General features: G+C 60.1%; 18 protein-coding genes. 10 read left to right on the top strand and 8 right to left on the bottom strand.

The window, feature by feature from the left end:
* Positions 1-162 precede the first annotated feature (162 nt).
* The 3 genes from ACTQZF_RS04170 to ACTQZF_RS04160 are packed head-to-tail and all read right to left on the bottom strand — an operon-like array spanning position 163 to position 2143.
* Positions 163-861: an ABC-2 transporter permease gene (locus ACTQZF_RS04170; protein WP_441554617.1), complete on the bottom strand. Its 699-nt coding sequence runs from the start codon at positions 859-861 to the stop codon at positions 163-165.
* Positions 858-1739 (bottom strand): ABC transporter ATP-binding protein, encoded by an 882-nt coding sequence (locus ACTQZF_RS04165; protein ID WP_441554616.1) that lies wholly within the window; start codon positions 1737-1739, stop codon positions 858-860. Before ACTQZF_RS04165 ends, ACTQZF_RS04170 begins: the two co-directional genes overlap by 4 nt.
* Before the next feature lie 23 nt (positions 1740-1762).
* On the bottom strand, positions 1763-2143 hold the full coding sequence (locus ACTQZF_RS04160; RefSeq protein WP_370450620.1) for a GntR family transcriptional regulator: 381 nt from the start codon (positions 2141-2143) through the stop codon (positions 1763-1765).
* A gap of 471 nt (positions 2144-2614) precedes the next feature.
* Here ACTQZF_RS04160 and ACTQZF_RS04155 point away from each other — a divergent pair, with 471 nt between their 5' ends.
* The 3 genes from ACTQZF_RS04155 to ACTQZF_RS04145 all read left to right on the top strand — a co-directional run bounded on the left by ACTQZF_RS04155 (position 2615) and on the right by ACTQZF_RS04145 (position 5797).
* On the top strand, positions 2615-4228 hold the full coding sequence (locus ACTQZF_RS04155; protein WP_427719358.1) for a peptide chain release factor 3: 1614 nt from the start codon (positions 2615-2617) through the stop codon (positions 4226-4228).
* 156 nt (positions 4229-4384) lie between these two features.
* Positions 4385-5107 (top strand): VUT family protein, encoded by a 723-nt coding sequence (locus ACTQZF_RS04150; RefSeq protein WP_427728338.1) that lies wholly within the window; start codon positions 4385-4387, stop codon positions 5105-5107.
* Positions 5108-5116: 9 nt separating this feature from the next.
* The gene (locus ACTQZF_RS04145; protein ID WP_441055090.1) at positions 5117-5797 is read left to right on the top strand and encodes an SDR family NAD(P)-dependent oxidoreductase; all 681 of its coding nucleotides are present in this window, start codon (positions 5117-5119) and stop codon (positions 5795-5797) included.
* A gap of 50 nt (positions 5798-5847) precedes the next feature.
* Here the strand turns inward: ACTQZF_RS04145 and ACTQZF_RS04140 are convergent, their stop codons facing one another.
* The gene (locus ACTQZF_RS04140) at positions 5848-6573 is read right to left on the bottom strand and encodes a uracil-DNA glycosylase (RefSeq protein ID WP_441554615.1); all 726 of its coding nucleotides are present in this window, start codon (positions 6571-6573) and stop codon (positions 5848-5850) included.
* 74 nt (positions 6574-6647) lie between these two features.
* Here ACTQZF_RS04140 and ACTQZF_RS04135 point away from each other — a divergent pair, with 74 nt between their 5' ends.
* Positions 6648-6878 (top strand): LysR family transcriptional regulator substrate-binding protein, encoded by a 231-nt coding sequence (locus ACTQZF_RS04135; protein ID WP_441554614.1) that lies wholly within the window; start codon positions 6648-6650, stop codon positions 6876-6878.
* 27 nt (positions 6879-6905) lie between these two features.
* Here ACTQZF_RS04135 and ACTQZF_RS04130 read toward each other — a convergent pair whose 3' ends face one another.
* Entirely contained in the window at positions 6906-8288 is a 1383-nt protein-coding gene (locus tag ACTQZF_RS04130) for an MATE family efflux transporter (protein WP_441016533.1), read from the bottom strand.
* A gap of 178 nt (positions 8289-8466) precedes the next feature.
* Here ACTQZF_RS04130 and ACTQZF_RS04125 point away from each other — a divergent pair, with 178 nt between their 5' ends.
* Positions 8467-9282 (top strand): putative RNA methyltransferase, encoded by an 816-nt coding sequence (locus tag ACTQZF_RS04125; RefSeq protein WP_154516992.1) that lies wholly within the window; start codon positions 8467-8469, stop codon positions 9280-9282.
* A gap of 129 nt (positions 9283-9411) precedes the next feature.
* On the opposite strand, the gene ACTQZF_RS04120 is transcribed toward ACTQZF_RS04125, so the two are convergent.
* Positions 9412-9813 carry a hypothetical protein gene (locus ACTQZF_RS04120; protein WP_427728325.1) on the bottom strand — a complete coding sequence of 134 codons (402 nt, stop codon included), beginning with the start codon at positions 9811-9813 and terminating at the stop codon, positions 9412-9414.
* A gap of 440 nt (positions 9814-10253) precedes the next feature.
* Between ACTQZF_RS04120 and ACTQZF_RS04115 the strand changes: the two genes are divergently transcribed.
* Positions 10254-10958: a class I SAM-dependent methyltransferase gene (locus ACTQZF_RS04115; protein ID WP_441554613.1), complete on the top strand. Its 705-nt coding sequence runs from the start codon at positions 10254-10256 to the stop codon at positions 10956-10958.
* 48 nt (positions 10959-11006) lie between these two features.
* Here ACTQZF_RS04115 and ACTQZF_RS04110 read toward each other — a convergent pair whose 3' ends face one another.
* Complete coding sequence (locus ACTQZF_RS04110; protein WP_427747514.1) at positions 11007-11303, bottom strand: hypothetical protein; 297 nt, start codon at positions 11301-11303, stop codon at positions 11007-11009.
* A 77-nt stretch (positions 11304-11380) separates the two neighbouring features.
* Here ACTQZF_RS04110 and ACTQZF_RS04105 point away from each other — a divergent pair, with 77 nt between their 5' ends.
* Positions 11381-11869, top strand: a complete 489-nt coding sequence (locus ACTQZF_RS04105; RefSeq protein ID WP_154517003.1) for an N-acetyltransferase — start codon at positions 11381-11383, stop codon at positions 11867-11869.
* A 117-nt stretch (positions 11870-11986) separates the two neighbouring features.
* Here ACTQZF_RS04105 and mscL read toward each other — a convergent pair whose 3' ends face one another.
* A complete protein-coding gene (gene mscL, locus ACTQZF_RS04100; protein ID WP_154517006.1) occupies positions 11987-12412 on the bottom strand; it encodes a large conductance mechanosensitive channel protein MscL in 426 nt (141 codons plus the stop codon).
* A 245-nt stretch (positions 12413-12657) separates the two neighbouring features.
* Here mscL and ACTQZF_RS04095 point away from each other — a divergent pair, with 245 nt between their 5' ends.
* The 3 genes from ACTQZF_RS04095 to ACTQZF_RS04085 all read left to right on the top strand — a co-directional run bounded on the left by ACTQZF_RS04095 (position 12658) and on the right by ACTQZF_RS04085 (position 18379).
* On the top strand, positions 12658-14661 hold the full coding sequence (locus ACTQZF_RS04095; RefSeq protein ID WP_441554612.1) for a GTP-binding protein: 2004 nt from the start codon (positions 12658-12660) through the stop codon (positions 14659-14661).
* A gap of 93 nt (positions 14662-14754) precedes the next feature.
* Positions 14755-15873 carry an AAA family ATPase gene (locus ACTQZF_RS04090; RefSeq protein WP_441554611.1) on the top strand — a complete coding sequence of 373 codons (1119 nt, stop codon included), beginning with the start codon at positions 14755-14757 and terminating at the stop codon, positions 15871-15873.
* Positions 15866-18379, top strand: a complete 2514-nt coding sequence (locus ACTQZF_RS04085; RefSeq protein WP_441554610.1) for an excinuclease ABC subunit UvrA — start codon at positions 15866-15868, stop codon at positions 18377-18379. The genes ACTQZF_RS04090 and ACTQZF_RS04085 overlap by 8 nt, the downstream gene beginning before the upstream one ends.
* Positions 18380-18457: the final 78 nt, after the last annotated feature.

Below are 18457 nucleotides of genomic sequence, written 5' to 3'. Positions count from 1 at the left end.
CTCGTTCACTTCTCGGAAAAGTATTCACCTTCGATATGCTGACGGTGTCTTTTTGGTTGCCAAGAACTAGACGGCCTGCTGTGAAGGGCGGTGGTGACGCTATGCCGCCTCGTTTCATTGAAAAAATAAGCGGGGTACCACCTAAGCTTTTTTAGCCGTCGATTACAGATCGCGTACTCGATAAACCTTGGTGCTGACAGCGCAGCTGATTACACATAGTGCGAGCGCCAGTACTGCAGTTCCTGCGCACAGACAGCCAAGGACGGTGGGATCGGGATTCGCCCCGGCAATCGACATAAGCCAGTTGCTGATGGGGTTGGAGGAGCTCAACGTGGCCATGGCAAGGCATCCAAGCAGGGCAAACAGGCCAACGGATAGGCGCAGCGCCTCCATGTGTCCAAATCGAAAGAACAGCGGCTGCGCCAAAAACACCATCATGAGGGAGATGAGCATCGATGCTGCCGAGGCGATTGCGATTTCAAAGACCGTCTGTCCCGTCGAAGGGATGCCCGCGCTGTTGAAGAGCGGGATGGCGACGATACTCAAAAGCGTGGCGGCGCACGTCATGACGGCCGAGAAGACAACGATGCTCAGGTAGCGTGCGCAGATGATGTCTTTGCGCGTGAGGGGCAGCGTTGCCCGATAACGCTCCCATCCGTTTTGATTGTCGAAGCCTGCCAGCGAGCTCATGACCATGATAGGCGACATGGCGCTGAGCGCGCAGGCGCCGGCACTCATGCCGGAGTCGCCACCTGACGTGTTGGCGAGGGTCAGCACAACGAATATGAACAGGCCGACGCCCGCTATGCTTGGGACAAGCGTGCGAACGATGGCGAGCTCGGACATAAAGGCGCGTTTCATTTCGAAGCCCCTTTCAGCGTGAGGCGTAGATAATCGTCAATGGTTGCCCGATCGCAGGGAATCTCGGGGAAGGCCTCGAGCGTTTCGCGACGGTTGGGCACGAGCACGTCCACGCTGTAAGCGTGGTGGGCGGCACGGGCGCCTTCGACGCAAGCCATAAGCTCGGCGGCCTGCGCTTGGGTACAGTGGGCGATGCCGGCGCGGTCGGTAATGTCCTCGCGCGGCAGGTCAAACACAATCGAGCCGTTATCGATGCAAATGATGCGGTCGGCAGCGCGATCGAGGTCGGACGTAATGTGACTCGAGAGCAGCACGCTGCGCTGGCCGTCAGAAACAAAGACGAGCAGCTCATCGAGCAGCTCCTCGCGTGCCATGGGATCAAGACCCGCGGTGGCTTCGTCCAAAACGAGCAGCTTGGCCTTGTGACTGAGCGCACAGGCAAGCTGCAGCTTCATGCCCATGCCGCGGGAGAGGTCCTTGACCTTTGCCTTGGGATCAAGGCCAAATCGGTCGATGAGGCTGGCGAAGGTGTCGTGGCTCCAGGTGGGGTACGCCGGGCTTACGAGTGCCTCAACTTCGGTCACCTTGAGTGTGGAAGGGAAAGGACACGTGTCCAGCACGAGGCCGATACGGGTGCGCAAGCAGCGCTGCACTTCACCGGGTACGTCGGCGCCACAGCACTGCCCAAACAGGTGCACCTCGCCGGCATCGAGCTTTATAAGCCCGAGCGCGGCGCGAATGGTCGTTGTCTTGCCGGCGCCGTTTGCGCCCACAAAGCCAACAATCTGGCCGGGCTCCACGGCGAGCGTGACATCGCGTAGTGAAAAGCGGTCGCTTACAGCGCGTGAGATGCCTTTGAGTTCAAGCAAGTTTTGCATGGTATAGCCTTTCTTGCAGATGGCTACTGCATGGTTTCGGGGGCTACCAGGTCGAGCATTTCGTGCAGTTTGTCGCGCGTGACGCCCAAGGCTTCGGCTTGGCTCGCCGCTTTCGCAAGCAGGTCTTCGATATGGCATAGCTGGTTTTCGCGCAAGAGCTCCTGGTTGCCCTCGGCGACAAAACAGCCCTTGCCCTGCACGGTGCAGATAAACCCGAGTTGCTCTAGGTCGGCGTAGGCGCGCTTGGTGGTGATGACGCTCACACCCAGGTCGCTCGCGAGTGCACGGATGCTGGGGAGTTTGGCTCCCGCAGCGAGCGTGCCCGATAAGATCTGAGCTTTGACTTGCGAGGTTATCTGCTCGTAGATGGGCTTGTCGCTCGAATTGGATAGGATGATGTCCACAGTGGCTCCTTAGCTGTTGGGCTACACGTGTATATAACCGGTAAGCACAGTATATATACACTATGCACAGTTATGCAAGAGGTAAATAGGGATTGTCCGCTCGTTCATTCATCTCAATCTGTAACATCTGGAACCGATTTGGACGGCTACCTGTTACAGATTGAGATTTTGCTGGTGGGCCCCACCTGGTTGTCTCAATCTGTAACAACTGGAGAAGTTTTTGGCTGCTAGATGTTACAGATCGAGATCTTTCTGGGACGCCCACCTGTTTGTCTAAATCTGTAACAGGTAGAGGTTCAAAAACCGTCTAGATGTTACTGATCGAGACAAACTGCTGCGGAGTGCCGTCATCGACTGCTACACAGGCCCCAACTGATGAATTTGTCCTGATAGGCTCCCTAGAGCGGAATTTCGCGGCTACAATAGTGCGGTTACAACGACGTAATGCACTCAATGCAAGAAAGGATCCGCATGGCAAGCCTGTCGGATGAAATCTCGTCGCGCCGCACATTCGCGATCATCAGCCACCCGGATGCCGGTAAGACCACGCTTACCGAGAAGCTGCTGCTCTATACCGGCAGCATCCAGACCGCCGGCTCGGTCAAGGGCAAGAGCTCGGCCAAGCATGCCGTCTCGGACTGGATGGACATCGAGAAGGAGCGCGGCATTTCCGTCACCTCCTCGGTGCTGCAGTTCACTTACAACGGCGCCTGCGTCAACATCCTCGATACCCCCGGTCACCAGGACTTTTCGGAGGATACCTACCGTACCCTTATGGCCGCTGACGCCGCAGTCATGGTCATCGACGGCGCCAAGGGCGTCGAGGCCCAGACCAAGAAGCTCTTTAAGGTCTGTACGCTGCGCCACATTCCCATCTTCACCTTTGTGAACAAGCTCGACCACGAGGCTCGCGATCCGTTTGAGCTCATGGAAGAGATAGAAAATGTCCTGGGCATCAATACGTATCCCATGAACTGGCCGATTGGCAGCGGCCGCAATTTCCGCGGCGTGTTCGATCGTCAGACCCGTCGCGTCATTGCCTTTGAGGGCGACGGTCACGCCAACGCCACCAAGAAGGTCGCCGAGGTCGAGGCCGAGCTGGGCGATTCTTCCATGGATGAGCTCATCGGCGAGGAGAACCATAAGAACCTGATGGATGACATCGAGCTGCTCGATGGCGCCGGCGACGAGCTCGACTTGGATGCCGTGGCCTGCGGCAAGCTGAGCCCGGCGTTCTTTGGCTCGGCGCTTACCAACTTTGGCGTGGAACCCTTCCTTAAGGAGTTCCTGCGTCTGGCCCCGACGCCGCGTGCCTATACCGATACGCTTACCAGTGAACCGGTCGATCCCTGCCGCGACGACTTTAGCGGCTTTGTGTTTAAGATCCAGGCCAACATGGACAAGAACCACCGCGACCGCATCGCCTTTGTGCGCATTTGCTCGGGTAAGTTCGAGCGCGGCATGGATGCCTTCCACGTGCAGGGCAACCGCAAGCTTAAGCTTGCCACGGGCACGTCGATGATGGCCGACGACCGCGCCATCGTGGACGAGGCGTACGCGGGCGATATCGTGGGCCTGTTCGACCCGGGTATCTTTAGCGTCGGCGACACCGTGTGCTCCGGCAAGCGCCATGTGCAGTATCCGCAGATCCCGACGTTTGCCCCCGAGATGTTCGCTCGCATTACGCAGGTCGACACGCTCAAGCGCAAGCAGTTCGTCAAGGGCATGGAGGAGCTTGCCCAGGAGGGCGCCATCCAGATCTTCCGCGAGCTTGGTGCCGGCATGGAGAGCGTCATTGTGGGCGTGGTCGGCGTGCTACAGTTTGAGGTACTCGAGCGCCGCCTCAAGGCCGAGTACCGTGTTGAGGTTCGTCGCCAGCCGCTGCCCTATACGGACATTCGCTGGATCCAGAACGACCCCGACACCATCGATATCCCGGGCCTTTCGCTCACGCGTGACACACTGCGCGTCGAGGACATGCGCGGTGGCAAGCTGTTGCTGTTTACGAGCCCGTGGAACGTGGATTGGGCAACCGACCACAATCCCGACCTTATCCTGTCGGAGTTTGGCAACGTAGTCTTTTAACGCATCGGCGCGGCGGCCCTGCGGGGCTGCCGCGCTGCCTGCTTGCCTGATGCCGCGTAAGCGGCTATCATGCCCACCGTCGTCTCAAGACCGGGGCGTCCGAGCAGTTCGGGTCCGATATCCTGCTCGTTAAACCTAAAACCAAAGGAGTACATAATGATCAAGAAGGTCATGGAGGACTACAAGGTCCTGTTGCGGAGCATTCCCGCGGCAACGGTTTCGCTGTTTTTCGTGAGCGTTATCATGATGAACCTGCTGGCCAACAAAGAGCTCATCAGCCTGCCGTATCTGGCACTCGATTGCGGCTTTGTGGTGAGCTGGGTCTCGTTTTTGTGCCAGGACATGATCTGCAAGCGCTTTGGCGCCAAGGCATCCATCAAAATCTCTATCCTCGCACTGGCGGTCAACCTTGCCGTGAGCCTGTGCTTTTGGGCGTGCTCGCTCACACCCGGTATGTGGGGCGCCTACTACGACACGGGCATGATCGAGGTCAACACCGCCCTTAACGCCACCATCGGCGGCACCTGGTACGTGGTGCTGGGCTCTTCGCTGGCAATGTTCGTTTCTGCCGTGGTTAACTCCACGCTCAACCAGTCGCTCGGCCGTATGCTCAAAAAGAATAACTTTGCGAGCTTCGCCTTCCGCTCCTATGTGTCCACGGGTGTTGGCCAGTTTATCGACAACCTGGTCTTTGCCATTGTGGTGAGCCACACGTTCTTTGGTTGGACCTGGGTGCAGGTCCTTATGTGCTCGCTGACCGGCGCTGTTGCCGAGCTGCTGTGCGAGGTCTTCCTGAGCCCCGTGGGCTACAAGGTCGTGCGCGGCTGGGAGCGTGAGAATGTGGGCGCCGAGTACCTTGAGCGCCACGCAACCGCCTAAGGAGCAAGTATGCGGGTTTTGATTACGGGCGCTTCGGGCGGTATCGGAGCCGCGTGCGTGCAGCGCTTTTTGGACGAGGGCCACGAGGTCGTGGGCTTTGATCTGCTGCCGGCGGTGATCGAACATGAGCGCTACCGCCATCTGGTCGTTGATGTACGCGAGCCTGACTCGTTTCCAGGCGATCTTGAACCCCAGGTAATCGTGAACGTTGCGGGTACGCAGGATTCGGCTGACGACATCGCCGCCAACCTGTGTGGCACCATCAACGTGACCGAGTGCTACGCCTTTGTGGGGGAGGGGCTTGCTGCCAAGCCGGCGCCCGCTATCAAATCCGTGGTCAATGTGGGGTCGGCGAGCGGGCATACGGGATCGGAGTTTCCCGCCTATGCTGCCAGCAAGGGCGGCGTTATCGCCTACACCAAGAACCTTGCAAACCGCCTGGCACCGCAGGCCATCGCCAACAGTGTGGACCCGGGTGGCGTTATCACGCCGCTCAACCGTTGCGTGATGGAAGACGAACACCTGTGGAACCAGATTATGGAGCTTACACCGCTTAAACGCTGGGCAACCGCCCAAGAGATCGCCGAATGGATCTACTTTGTGGGCGTGACCAACCGGTTTATGACCGGGCAGAGCCTGCTCATTGATGGCGGCGAGGCCGGCCGCACACAATTTATTTGGCCCGAATAGGAAACGCGCCCGATGGAAAGCCGTCGGGCGCGTTTTTGATGTATCGATTTTTAGCCGAGACAAGTCCAGTTGACGGGGGTCGAGCCGTGCTGTTCGAGTAGCCGATTGGCTGCCGAGAAGGGTCGCGACCCCATAAAAGCGGGGAGTTCTGCCGTGGCACGGTTGGCCGAAAGCGGCGAGGGGTGAGTGGAGGCAAGGCAGAACTTGCCGGTTGTTTTGCCCGCGTCGATTGCGGCGAGCTTGCCCTCAACCATCTGCTGGGCAAAGCGGCCCCATGCCAAAAAGACTACCGGTTGGGGTAGCTGGCAGCAGCGTTCGATAACGTAGTCGGTGAGCGTACTCCAGCCCAGCTTGGCGTGTGAGTTCGCGGCATGCTCGCGCACGGTAAGCGTAGTGTTGAGGAGCAGGACGCCCTGTTGTGCCCATGGCGTCAGATCTCCCGTGGCGGGAATGGGACAACTCAGATCGGCTTTGAGTTCCTTATAGATATTGCGCAGGCTTGGCGGCAACTTGGTTTGCGTCGCGGGGACCGAGAACGATAACCCCATGGCCTGGTTGGGCCCGTGATAAGGATCTTGGCCCAAGATGACAACTTTGACCTGGTCGGCCGGCGTGTAGGCGAGGGCATTGAGGATGTCGTCTTGTGCCGGGTAGATGGTCTGCTCGGCACGCAAAAGGGCGATGCGCTCGAGCAGCTGGTTCGTAGTGTCACGTACCGGCTGCGGCGCATCGCCCAACCAAGTTGCTATGTTGCGGTTGCGAGTTGCGGTGTCCATGGAGCTCCTTTATGGCAAATGCTATGTTGGCATCTATTGTAAAGGCGCACCGGTTGCCTTTATGCCGCGGCTGTATGAGGGGCGAGTCCACCGCCGTCTACACCATTATGGCGATGGTGGAGGAGGGTCTAGGCGTGAGTATGCTCTACCGTCGTACTGTGGAGGGCATGCGGGCCGATATTCGCGTACGTCCCATCGTGCACGCCCCCTCACGCGACGTAGTGGCGGCCTGGCGCAGCTGGGACACCATGCCTATCGCCACGAGGCGCTTTATCGACCATATGAGCTCGCATATTGTCAATTAATGACTGGCGTGGCGTTGAGTGCGGTGTTTAGCAGGCTGTCGCTTTGGCTTGGGTGGCGCGATGGGTGCGTGCCGGGTGGCAGAGTAGTACCGCCACGACCATAAAGAACGCCGTGGTGCCCAGGCTGATGGGGTAGACCATCATGATGTTCGCAAAGGTGCGGAAGTGCGGGAACACGCAGAATACCCAATAGAAGCGGATGCCGCAGACGCAGATCATGGTGATAAGGGCGGGCATGAGCGAGATGCCAAAGCCGCGCAGGTAGCCGGACATGTTCTCGTAGAGCATGATAAAGGCGTACGCAGGGAAGATAGAGCACACGCGGATATAGCCGATTGAGACGATGTTGGGATCGCTGTTGAACAACGACAGGATCTCGCGCCCCAGGCCGACAATAACAATAATCGTGGTGAGCGCGACGACACCGCCTTCGACCAGGCAGACCTTAAGGGTCTTGGTGCAGCGGTCGATCTGACGGGCACCGTGGTTTTGTCCCACAAAGGTGGTGCAAGCCTGGCTAAAGCTGTTGAGCAGGTTGTAGCACACGCACTCCAGGCTCATGGCGGCGCTCGAGGCCGCCATGACCTCGGTGCCCAGGCTGTTGATGGCGGACTGGATGATGATGTTGGCGACGGCAAAGACGGCGCTTTGGATGCCGGCGGGCAGGCCGATCTTGACGATGCGCTTGAGGGCGACGGGGTCGATAGCAAGGTCGCGCGGGGTGACGCGGACGACGGAGTCGGTCTTGAGCAGGCGGATAAAGAGTGTAGCGGCGCTGACGGTGTAGGCGATGGCGGTGGCGATGGCGACACCCGCGACGCCCCAGTGGAGTACGGGGACAAAGATGAGGTCCAGGCCAATGTTGAGGACGGTGGACACGGCAAGCGCTTGCAGCGGCATGCGGGTGATGCCGACGGAGCGGAAGATCGCGGCCTCAAAGTTGTAGAGCAAGATTGAGGGCATGCTGAGCAAAAAGACGCGTAGATAGAGCGAAGCGAGCGGCATGGTCTCGGCGGGAACGTTGAGCGCGGCGAGCATGGGCTCGGCAAAGATCTCGCCCAGAGCGATGACGGCAAAGCCTACAAGCGCCATTAAAATCGAGGTATGGACGGCGCGTTTGACCATGTTCTGATCGTTGCGGCCGATAGCGTTGGCGATGACCACATTGGAGCCAAGCGACATGCCAATAAACAGGTTGAGCATAAGGCTGGTAAGCGGAACATTGGAGCCGACTGCCGCCATGGCGAGGGTTCCCTGGTCGCCCGAGAAGTTACCGATAATGACCGTGGCGATGAGGTTTGACAGCTGCTCCAAGATGCTCGTGGCGGCCACGGGCAAGGCGAACAGGGGGATATTGCGCCACAGCGAGCCGGTGGTCATGTCGATGTGCTTAGATGCGGTATCAGCCATACGCTCTCAATTTCTAACGTGCTATTTCGTGCTTATTTGCGCAGACGATGATACTCCTAATCACCTAGTCATTGGGGGCGTTCTTAAACGACTAGTCATTCAAGAACGTCCCCAATGACTAGGTGGGGAAGGCGTGCGACAATGGTGTGCGTTGTGTTGTTCGCGCTAAGGAGTTGCCATGTTGTTGTGTCCCGTTTGCCATGAGCCGTTGGTGGACGACGAGCGCGGTGCTGCATGCGCGGGCGGACACCGGTTTGACCGTGCGCGCGAGGGTTATCTATATCTGCTACGTTCGTCCAAGAGCGGCGACTCCATGGGCGATCCCAAGTCGCAGGCACGCAGCCGTCGTGACTTTTTGAACCGTGGCTACTATGCGCCGCTGCGCGATGCAATGGTCGAGCTGGTGCGCAAACGGGTTTCTGGGCGTGCTGCGTCTACAGGCGGCCCCATGACGCTGCTCGATATTTGCTGCGGCGAGGGTTACTACACCAGCGCCATGGGCGCGGTGCCGGGCGTGGACGCTTATGGCTTTGACCTAGGCAAAGAAATGGTACGCCTGGCCGCCAAGCGCGGCGATGCGACCTATTTTGTGGCCAACATGAAAGACATCCCAGTGGCCGATGGCGCCTTCGATATGGTGACCGAGCTCTTTGCTCCCTTTAACGAGCGCGAGTTTGCCCGCGTGTTGGCGCCGGAGGGTTCGCTCTACACCGTGGTGCCGGGTGCCCGTCATCTCTTTGGGCTCAAGGAGGTGCTCTACGACACGCCGTACCTCAACGACGAAAAGCTTCCGAAGACGATGGAGCTTAAACTGGTCGGCACACAGCGGGTGTCCGCGAATATTACGCTCCAGACCCAGGCCGACATCGAGGCGGTGTTCCAGATGACGCCGTACTACTACCGCACACGCCCTACCGACAAAGAGCGCCTGGCAAACCTGGACACCCTTAAAACCGACATCGACTTCATCATTGCCGAGTACCGCCACAGCTAACCAACCTGCCAAAAAGGGACAGGTTTATTTTGGCAGGTTTTATCTGGGCAAATGTAAAGGGCCGACCGCGTTACTGCGCGATCGGCCCATGTTAGTTGCTTGGCTGCAGGGGTTATGAGAAGCGAGTGCCTACAGGCGGTCCTTGTTCTCGGCCTTAACGGCGTGCGCCTGCTGAACAAAGAACAGGTCGTAGACCACGATGACAAAGGCACCGATATTGACGGCGCTGCCGCCGAGTGCGGGAAGCGTGAGCACGGCCTGCGCAATCGTGGCGATTGCGGCAACGATGCCGAGCTTAAACGCGCTATCCACCTGCGAGGGCTTGTTGGCGCCCTTGATGCCCGCAACACCTGCGGAAAGATCGACAATGCCCTTGACGACAAGCACGACCGCGGCGAGCATGGCGTTCGACCCGTACGTGGAATCGAGGCTGCCCCTGGCGATACCGATACCGGCGATGACGAGGCTGGCGATGCCCAAAACAAAGTAGATGAGGGCAAGGATTTTGAGAGTCTTGCGAGCGGAGCTCATGGCTGGTCCTTTCGATACGAGTACGCCGATCTGGCGTAGCCCATGTGCTGCACATATGGTGAAGCACATTGTAGTTCAACGCAGCGATGCGTGCGCCTGAAAGCGCTTTGAGCCCGCGCAGCCCAATTCGACCTTTCAAAAAGGAAAGCTGGACGTAAGCCAAATCGATGGCAGCTCATGTGCGGCGCTGCGATGATGAGACCGTAACAAGGAGCTGTTCTTAAGGAGGAGCCATGATGTACGGAGCGGGGCGAGTGCATGAGCCGCGGTCGTTGGGAAGGCGCATGGGCGATTCTGTGATCGCTGCCGTGTGCACGGGATTGATGGCGGTGCTTTGCATTGGGATGCTGTGGGCCATGTCGCATGTGGGACAATAGCGGACGGTTGGGTGCTGGCATAAACGGCGCTCACGTATTCATTTTGCTTGTTAAGGAGTACCCATGGGCGTCGTCGATCCCTTTTCTGTTGCTCGGGCCGCGGGGCTTGAGCTGATCGGGAAGTCCGCGGGCCTCACGCTCACCGACGGCACGATGGAGTTGCGTGCCGATTTTGTCCGCATGCTGCCACGGCTCAAACAGGGTCGTCTGCAGCAAGAGCTGTTGGTAAAGGCTGCGCGCGCAAAAGGCGTCGAGTGCCCATGGGCGATTGATGCCACGGCAGGCTTTGGCGAGGATTCGCTGCTGCTGGCGGCTGCGGGCTTTACCGTCGATCTGTATGAGCAGGATTGCGTGATCGCGGCGCTCCTCAAGGATGCCTTGGATCGCGCGGCAGATGATCCGGCGCTTGCGACTGCCGTGGCCCACATGCGCTTGCATGCGGGCGAGGACAGCATTGCCGGCCTTCACCATATAACTGAGTTGATCGGGCAGGGCGAGCTCACCGCTCCCGATGTGGTGTATCTGGACCCCATGTTTCCCGAGCGCACAAAGAGCGCGGCGGTTAAAAAGAAGTTTCAACTCTTGCATCATCTGGAACAGCCGTGTGCCGATGAGGAGACGCTGGTCGAAGCTGCGCTTGCGGTGCGCCCGCGCAAGGTCGTTATCAAGCGGCCGGTGAAGGGGCCGCTGCTTGCCGGCGTTAAGCCGAGCTATCAACTTGCGGGCAAGGCCGTTCGTTACGATGTTTTGGTGCCGCCGCGCCCGTAGCTTGCGTGCGATGGTTGGCGCTCCGTCAGTGCCGTGCCGATGCGGGGCCTATTTCCAAGGGTGCGACGTCAGGTGCCAGCCGCCGCAGTATTCGCATTTGTAGCAGGCCAAACCACGCCGCCCGCGGTTTTCGCAGTCGGCCATAACGGCCTCGGCCTCGGCGCGTGTGTCGTAACGGTTTTTGCGCTCGCACGACTTGTAGCGCCAGGCTTCATCGCGCTCGGCGTTCAGGGCGTCGCGGCGCTCGTCCTCGCGCGCAAACAGGTCGCTCATAGCGCCGCCGGTGGCAGCGCCCAAAAACTCGCTTTTGGCCTTTGACCAGGCGGCTCGCTTTTTGCTTCCCATCTGCTTCTCACCCCTCTTCAAACGCTGGTATCATTGCTCAATCAAAGTGATACCAATAAACGTGAGGTCGCCGCGTGATGATCAGAAAAACCCTCGATACCGACATTCCCGCCGTCATGGCTATCTATGACGCGGCCCGTGCCTTTATGCGCGCGCATGGCAACGCCACGCAGTGGCCCGAGGGCACGCCTTCTGCCGAGCAGCTGGCTGCCGATATCGCCGCCGGTGGTAGCTATGTGTTCGAAGTCGACGGCCGCGTGGTGGCGACGTTTGCCTTTTTACCGGGCCCGGACGAGTGCTATGACGTAATTGAGGATGGGCAATGGCGTAGCGACACTCCGTACGCCGTGCTGCACCGTGTGGCGTCCGACGGCACCGTGCACGGTATCGCGGCTGCGATGTTCGCCTTTGCCAAAGAGCGTGCCGACCATCTGCGTATCGATACGCATCGGGACAACCTGCCCATGCAGGGCGCGAGTATTAAAGCGGGGTTTGAGCGTGCCGGCGTCGTGTATGTGTCGGACGGCACGCCGCGTGTTGCATTTGACTGGCTGCGCGAGGCATAAGAGCGGGGGCGCGTATCTACGCTCCGTGTAAGCGAAAATGGCCCCGGGTGGGGCCATTTTGATCTCTGCGCTGTTTTGCAAGGTGGTAGATGTCGCTCGCTGTCGGCTCTAAGGCACCTACGCTCGGGGCAGCTCGCTTCCGCAGTGGCAACACTTGGTCGCGCCTTCGTGCACCTCTTCCAGGCAATACGGACAGACGGGCGCCGGTGCGGCTTCCTCGGCGGTGGCACCGGCGAGCCTGTCGCCGATTTCCTGCGCCTTGTTGAATGCCTTGACGATGGCAAAGACGATTGCCGCCACAATCAAAAAATTGATGCACGAGCCGATAAAGGCGCCAAAGTCGATATTAGTGCCCGGCACCACCAGCCCCGAGATCTCGGTAGCGCTACCGCCGGCAATCACGGAGATAAGCGGGTTGATGATGTTATCGGTAAGTGAGGTCACGATGGCGGTGAATGCGCCGCCGATAATCACGCCGACGGCCATGTCCATCACGTTGCCGCGATTGATGAATTCCTTGAACTCGTTGAGCAATGTCTTCATGGTGACTCCTCGCTGTTGTGGGGTTCGCGTTGTTGCCGCCCCGGATGAGCCCGGGCAGGCAAAAAGGGGAGGTGCCGGCTTTCGCAAGGCGCGAACCTACGAAAATCGCCGCACGGCAACGCGGGGCGATGAGCTCGGTCGGGGGATAGGGCCCGCTTCGCCCGCCGGCCCGTAAATTGTATCATCCAGTGTGGAATGAGAGCGCCCGTTTCCGCGTGCGACGGGCTTGCAATAAGAGGAGAGCCATGTCGAAGCAAGCGGTCGTTGGAATCTTGGCGCATGTCGATGCTGGCAAGACCACGCTGGCCGAGGCCATGCTGTTCGATGCGGGTCGCATTCGTAAGCGCGGCCGCGTGGACGATGGCGATTCGCATCTGGACACTAACGCGATCGAGCGCGAGCGCGGCATTACGATTTTCTCGTCGCAGGCCGTGCTCGACCACGGTGATACCCGCGTCATGCTCGTGGATGCACCGGGGCATGTCGATTTTTCTGCCGAGGCGGAGCGCACGCTGCGCGCACTCGACTACGCGATTTTAGTTGTGGGCGCCAACGACGGCGTGCAGGGGCACACCGAAACCCTGTGGCGCCTGCTTGCACGCTATGACATTCCGACGTTCATCTATATCAACAAAATCGATTTGGAGAATCCCGGCCGCGATGTTTTGCTGGCACAACTTGGGCGGCGTCTTTCCGAAGGCTGCCTGGATGCCAACGAACTGCTGGAGGGCGGCGCCGTTCAGGAGGACGCTGCTGCGTTGGACGAGGCGGCGCTCGAGGAGTTTCTTGAGGCAGGTGAGCTTTCCGTCGCAACGCTGTCGCGCATGGTTGCCGAGCGCAAGCTCTTTCCCTGCTTTGCCGGCTCGGCGCTCAAGGACCAGGGCGTGAGCGAGCTGCTGGATGGTATATGCGTGCTGATGCGCGAACAGATATGGCTTCCGGAGTTTGCCGCGCGCGTCTATCGTGTCAGCCGCGGGGATCGCGGCGAGCGCTTGGCATGGGTTAAAGTGACCGGCGGCACACTGTGTGCAAAACAGATGATCAGCGGACGTTCCGGTGCCGAGGTATGGGAGCAGAAGGTAGATCAGGTGCGCATCTATAACGGCGAAAAGTATGAGCTTGCCCAAGAAGTTGCTGCTGGCGGTATTTGTGCCGTGACGGGTCTTGCGCACGTTCGCCCAGGGGACGCCTTGGGTGCGGAGCCCGTGTGTGATGCGCCCGTCATCGCTCCGGTCCTCACCTATACGGTGCTTCCGGGTGAACACGATGTCCATGCGGTGTTTAAAGCGCTGACTGAGTTGGCGGACGAAGATCCCATGCTCGGCGTAAGCTGGAATACTCATCTGGAGCAGATTCACCTGCAGCTGATGGGCGCCGTGCAACTCGAGGTCGTGCAGCGGGTGTTGGCCGATCGCTTTGGCCTTTCGATTTCGTTTGAGCCCGGCGGCATTCTCTATAAGGAGACTATTTCGCAGCCGGTCGAGGGCGTGGGCCACTTTGAGCCGCTGCGCCACTATGCCGAGGTGCATCTGCGCCTAGAGCCGTTGCCGGCGGGTTCGGGCGTGCAGTTTGGCACCGTGACTTCGACCGACGAGCTCGATCTTAACTGGCAGCGCCTGGCGCTCACAAACGCCATGGAGCGCGATCACCTGGGCGTGCTGACCGGCTCGCCCATCACCGATGTGCGCATTACGCTCACAGGTGGCCGTGCGCATGCCAAACACACCGAGGGCGGCGACTTTCGCCAGGCCACGTACCGCGCGATTCGCCAGGGGCTCATGCAGGCGCGTGAGGCCGGCGCGGCGGTGCTGTTGGAGCCGTGGTATCGCTTTGAGCTCGAGGTGCCGGGGGAGTGTGTGGGCAGGGCGTTGTCAGACGCCACGCGTATGGGTGCCGAGTACGAGCCGCCGACGATGGCGGGCGAACGGGCAAAGCTTGTGGGTCGCGTGCCGGCATCCGAGGTGCAGGATTATGCGCTGGAGGTGGCCGCTTACACGAGCGGTCGCGGGCATCTGTACCTGGAGTTTGCCGGCTATGCGGCATGCCATGATGCCGAGCGCGTCATCGAGACTGTCGCCTATGAGCCCGAGGCCGATCTACCCAACACGCCCGACTCGATCTTTTGCTCTCACGGCGCTGGCTACACGGTCAAGTGGTACGACGTCCCCGAGGCAGCCCACGTAAAGGTCGATCCCGCCACCTTCCGCCCCTGGCGAGCGGCGGACGTCGAGTTTTTCGGCCATAGGTGATAGAGGGTCAGTCTCTTTGTCGCATCCTGTTGGTATAACTCGGTATAAGTTGGTATAACTGTTACCAGGGTTTGCCAATCCGAGGAGGCCGACATGAATCCAAATCCCTTTAAGCCCACGGCTGGCAAGCGGCCTCCGATACTCATCGGCCGCGAGTCGGTCATCGAAGATTTCGAGGAAGGGCTCGATAACGGCGCCGGAGCGCCGGGCAGGCTCATGCTCATTACGGGAAACCGCGGCTGTGGCAAAACAGTTCTCTTGCGGGAGCTGCAGCGTTTAGCTAGCGAGCGCGGATGGGCGGTTGTCTCCGATTCCGCCTCGCTTGGCCTATGCGACCGCTTGGCCGACGCGCTTCGCTCGAATAAACCCGTTGTGACGTCAATGGAGTTTGGTCCGTCGTTTGGCCGAATGTCGGTCGAGGCGGCGCGGGCAAAAGGCGAGACGTTGCGCGGGCTAGTCAACGAACGCCTCAAGAAACTCGGGCCGGGAAAGGGCTTACTGTTTGCGATTGACGAGGCCCAATCGGCATCTATCGAGGAGCTGGCGGCGCTGGCCGTTCTCTATCAGCAGGTGCTCGGAGACCAGGATGCTACGGGCTTGCCCGATAGCGACCAGCGCGGTCTTGTGCTGGTTTTTGCCGGCTTGCCCAGCATGGTCGATGACTTGCTCGAAGAGCCGAGCGTAACGTTTTTGCGCCGCGCCCAGCAGCGTACGCTGGGGGCGATTTCTTTGCCCAAAGTGCGCGATTCATATATCCAGACGGTCAGAGGCACTGGTCTTTGCGTTGATGCGGAGACGGCGGACCTTGCGGCGCGCAAGAGCATGGGGCATCCCTATATGGTTCAGCTGGTGGGATATTACATGTGGAGGTCTGCTGTCCGGCGTGACTCGCGGGTCATTGAAGAGCGCGATGTTGAGGCTGGGCACACGGATGCCATCTCCGAGTTCTATGAAGCAGTCGACGCCCCTTTGTATTACGGGTTGCGCAGTCCGCAGCGCCTCTTTATCGAGGCCATGGCGGCTGATGGGGGCAAGCCGACGCGCATGGCTGACATCATTGAGCGCTGCGACCGCACCCAAAGCTGGGCGAGTAAATATCGCGCAAGCCTGATTCGCGAGCGCGTCATCGAGGCTGCCGGATACGGCCTCGTCCGGTTTACCGTGCCCATGCTGGGCGAGTACATCCGCGACCGCGTTTTATGGCATGAGTAGGGTGATAAAGGTGACGGAACAGAAGATGAGCCCGCAGGCTATAGAGGTACGTGGCGCGCGTGTGCACAACCTCAAGGACATCGATATCGATATTCCGCTGGGAAAGCTCGTGGGTATTGCTGGCGTATCGGGTTCGGGCAAGAGTTCGCTGGCACTGGGCGTTCTTTACGCCGAGGGCTCGCGTCGCTACCTGGAGGCGCTTAGCACCTATACCCGCCGTCGTCTGACGCAGGCCGAACATGCCCAGGTGGACGAGGTGCTGCACGTACCGGCGGCGCTCGCATTGCATCAGCGCCCCAGCGTGCCGGGTGTGCGCTCGACCTTTGGTACCATGACCGAGCTCAACAATAGCCTGCGTCTGCTCTTTAGCCGTTGCGCCCATCACGTGTGCCCGCATTGCGGGGCGCGCGTGGAGCCGAGTCTTAACGTGGCCGCGGGCCTGTCGCTCACGTGCCCCGAGTGCGGCCGTGAGTTCTACGCGCCGGGTGCCGAGGACCTTGCCTTTAACAGCAGCGGCGCGTGTCCCACCTGCGGCGGCACCGGTGTCATGCGCGAGGTGGACGAGGCGAGCCTGGTGCCCGACGAGTCCAAGACTATCAACGAAGGCGCGGTGCTTCCCTGGGGCACGCTCATGTGGGATCTGATGAAGCAAGTGGCAGGCGAGATGGGTGTGCGCACCGACGTGCCGTTTAACCAGCTCACGCCTCAAGAGCGTGACATTGTGTTCCACGGTCCGGCGGTTAAGAAGCACATTCTCTACGTTCCCAAAAACGGCGAGGGTGCTACGCCGCTCGACTTTACCTATTACAATGCCGTCTATACCGTCGAGAACGCGCTCGCCAAGGTCAAAGACGATAAGGGCTTAAAACGCGTGGCGCGCTTTTTGCGCGAGGGGCCATGTCGTGACTGTGGCGGCACGCGCCTCTCCGAGGCTGCGCGCCAGCCCCAGGTGCGCGGTATCAATCTGGCGCAGGCCGCGGCCATGACGCTTGGTGATGCGGTTGAGTGGGTGCACGGGGTGCCCGCATCCTTGCCGCCCGAGATTCGGCCCATGGCGATGGATATCTGCGATTCGTTTTTGAGCGCGGCCCGTCGCCTGGTCGATCTGGGTCTCGACTACCTTTCGCTCGATCGCGCCGGCGCCACGCTCTCCACGGGCGAGCGTCAGCGCGTGCAGCTCGCCCGCGTGGTGCGCAACCGATCGACGGGCGTGCTCTATGTGTTGGACGAGCCTTCGATTGGCTTGCATCCTGCCAATGTTGATGGTCTGGTAGGCGTGATGCGCGATCTGGTTGATGACGGCAACACCGTGGTTGTTGTCGACCACGATACACGTGTGCTGGCGGAAGCCGACTATCTGGTCGAGATGGGCCCCGTTGCCGGAGCAGGCGGCGGTAATGTGATTGCCGCTGGCACGGTGGACGAGGTCGAACAATCGCAGGGCAGCCGCATCGCCCCGTTTTTGCGCGCAGACCCCAAGCGTATGCGTCCGCAGGTGACTGACGAGGAAATGTTCGATCAGGGCCACATCCGCATGGCAACCGATGCCATCCATACCGTCAAGCCGCTCGAAGTCGATATACCGCGCGGTCGCCTTGTCGCGGTGACGGGCGTTTCGGGTTCGGGTAAGACGACGTTGGTGCTCGAGACACTCATCCCGGCGCTTAAGGCCCAGGCAGCTGGCGAGCGCCTGCCAAGTCATGTGCGCTGGGTCGACGCCGAGGGCATCGCACGCGCAAACCTGATTGACGCTACACCTATCGGCGCCAACGTGCGCTCGACGGTAGCGACCTATGCCGACATCCATGATGAGCTGCGTCGCGCTTTCGCCCGTACGCCCGAGGCCAAGGCAGCCGGCTACAAGGCGGGTGCCTTTAGCTACAACACTGGCGCCTTGCGCTGCCCTACATGCGATGGCACGGGCTCGATATCGCTCGACGTGCAATTTTTGCCCGACGTCGAAATCGTCTGCCCGGCATGCCGTGGTTCGCGCTACGCCGAGGCCGCCTCGCATATCCATCGCGAGGGCAAGGACGGGAGCAAGCTTACGTTGCCGCAGCTCATGGACATGAGCGTGGACGAGGCTCTCGACGCCACGGTGGGGCTCAAGAAGGTTCAGGCGCGCTTGCTGACCTTGCACGACCTGGGCTTGGGCTATCTTACACTCGGTGAGCCCACGCCGGCGCTTTCGGGCGGCGAGGCGCAGCGTTTAAAGCTTGCGAGCGAGATGGGCCGCGTGCAGGACGATGCCGTATTCGTATTCGACGAGCCCACGATCGGCCTGCATCCGCTCGATGTTCAGGTGCTGCTGAACGTGTTTGACGGCCTCGTCGCCAAGGGCGCCACGGTTATCGTGATCGAGCACGATCTCGACCTTATCCGCAATGCCGATTATGTGATCGACATGGGGCCGGGCGGTGGCGATGCGGGCGGGCAAGTCGTCTGCGCCGGCACGCCGGGGGACATCGTGGCCTGCTCCGCGAGCATCACCGGTCGCTACCTATAACCGAATGTGACAAAGGGACAGTCCCTTTGTCACATGCCGGCAAAGCCTGTCAGCATCACGCTTTTCTTTTCTAGCCAA

Origin of the sequence: Collinsella sp. LCP19S3_H3 (assembly GCF_052119145.1) — a bacterium.
GTDB lineage: Bacteria > Actinomycetota > Coriobacteriia > Coriobacteriales > Coriobacteriaceae > Collinsella.
The sequence above is the reverse complement of the archived record's forward strand: the minus strand, read 5'-3'. Positions and strand labels throughout refer to the sequence as shown.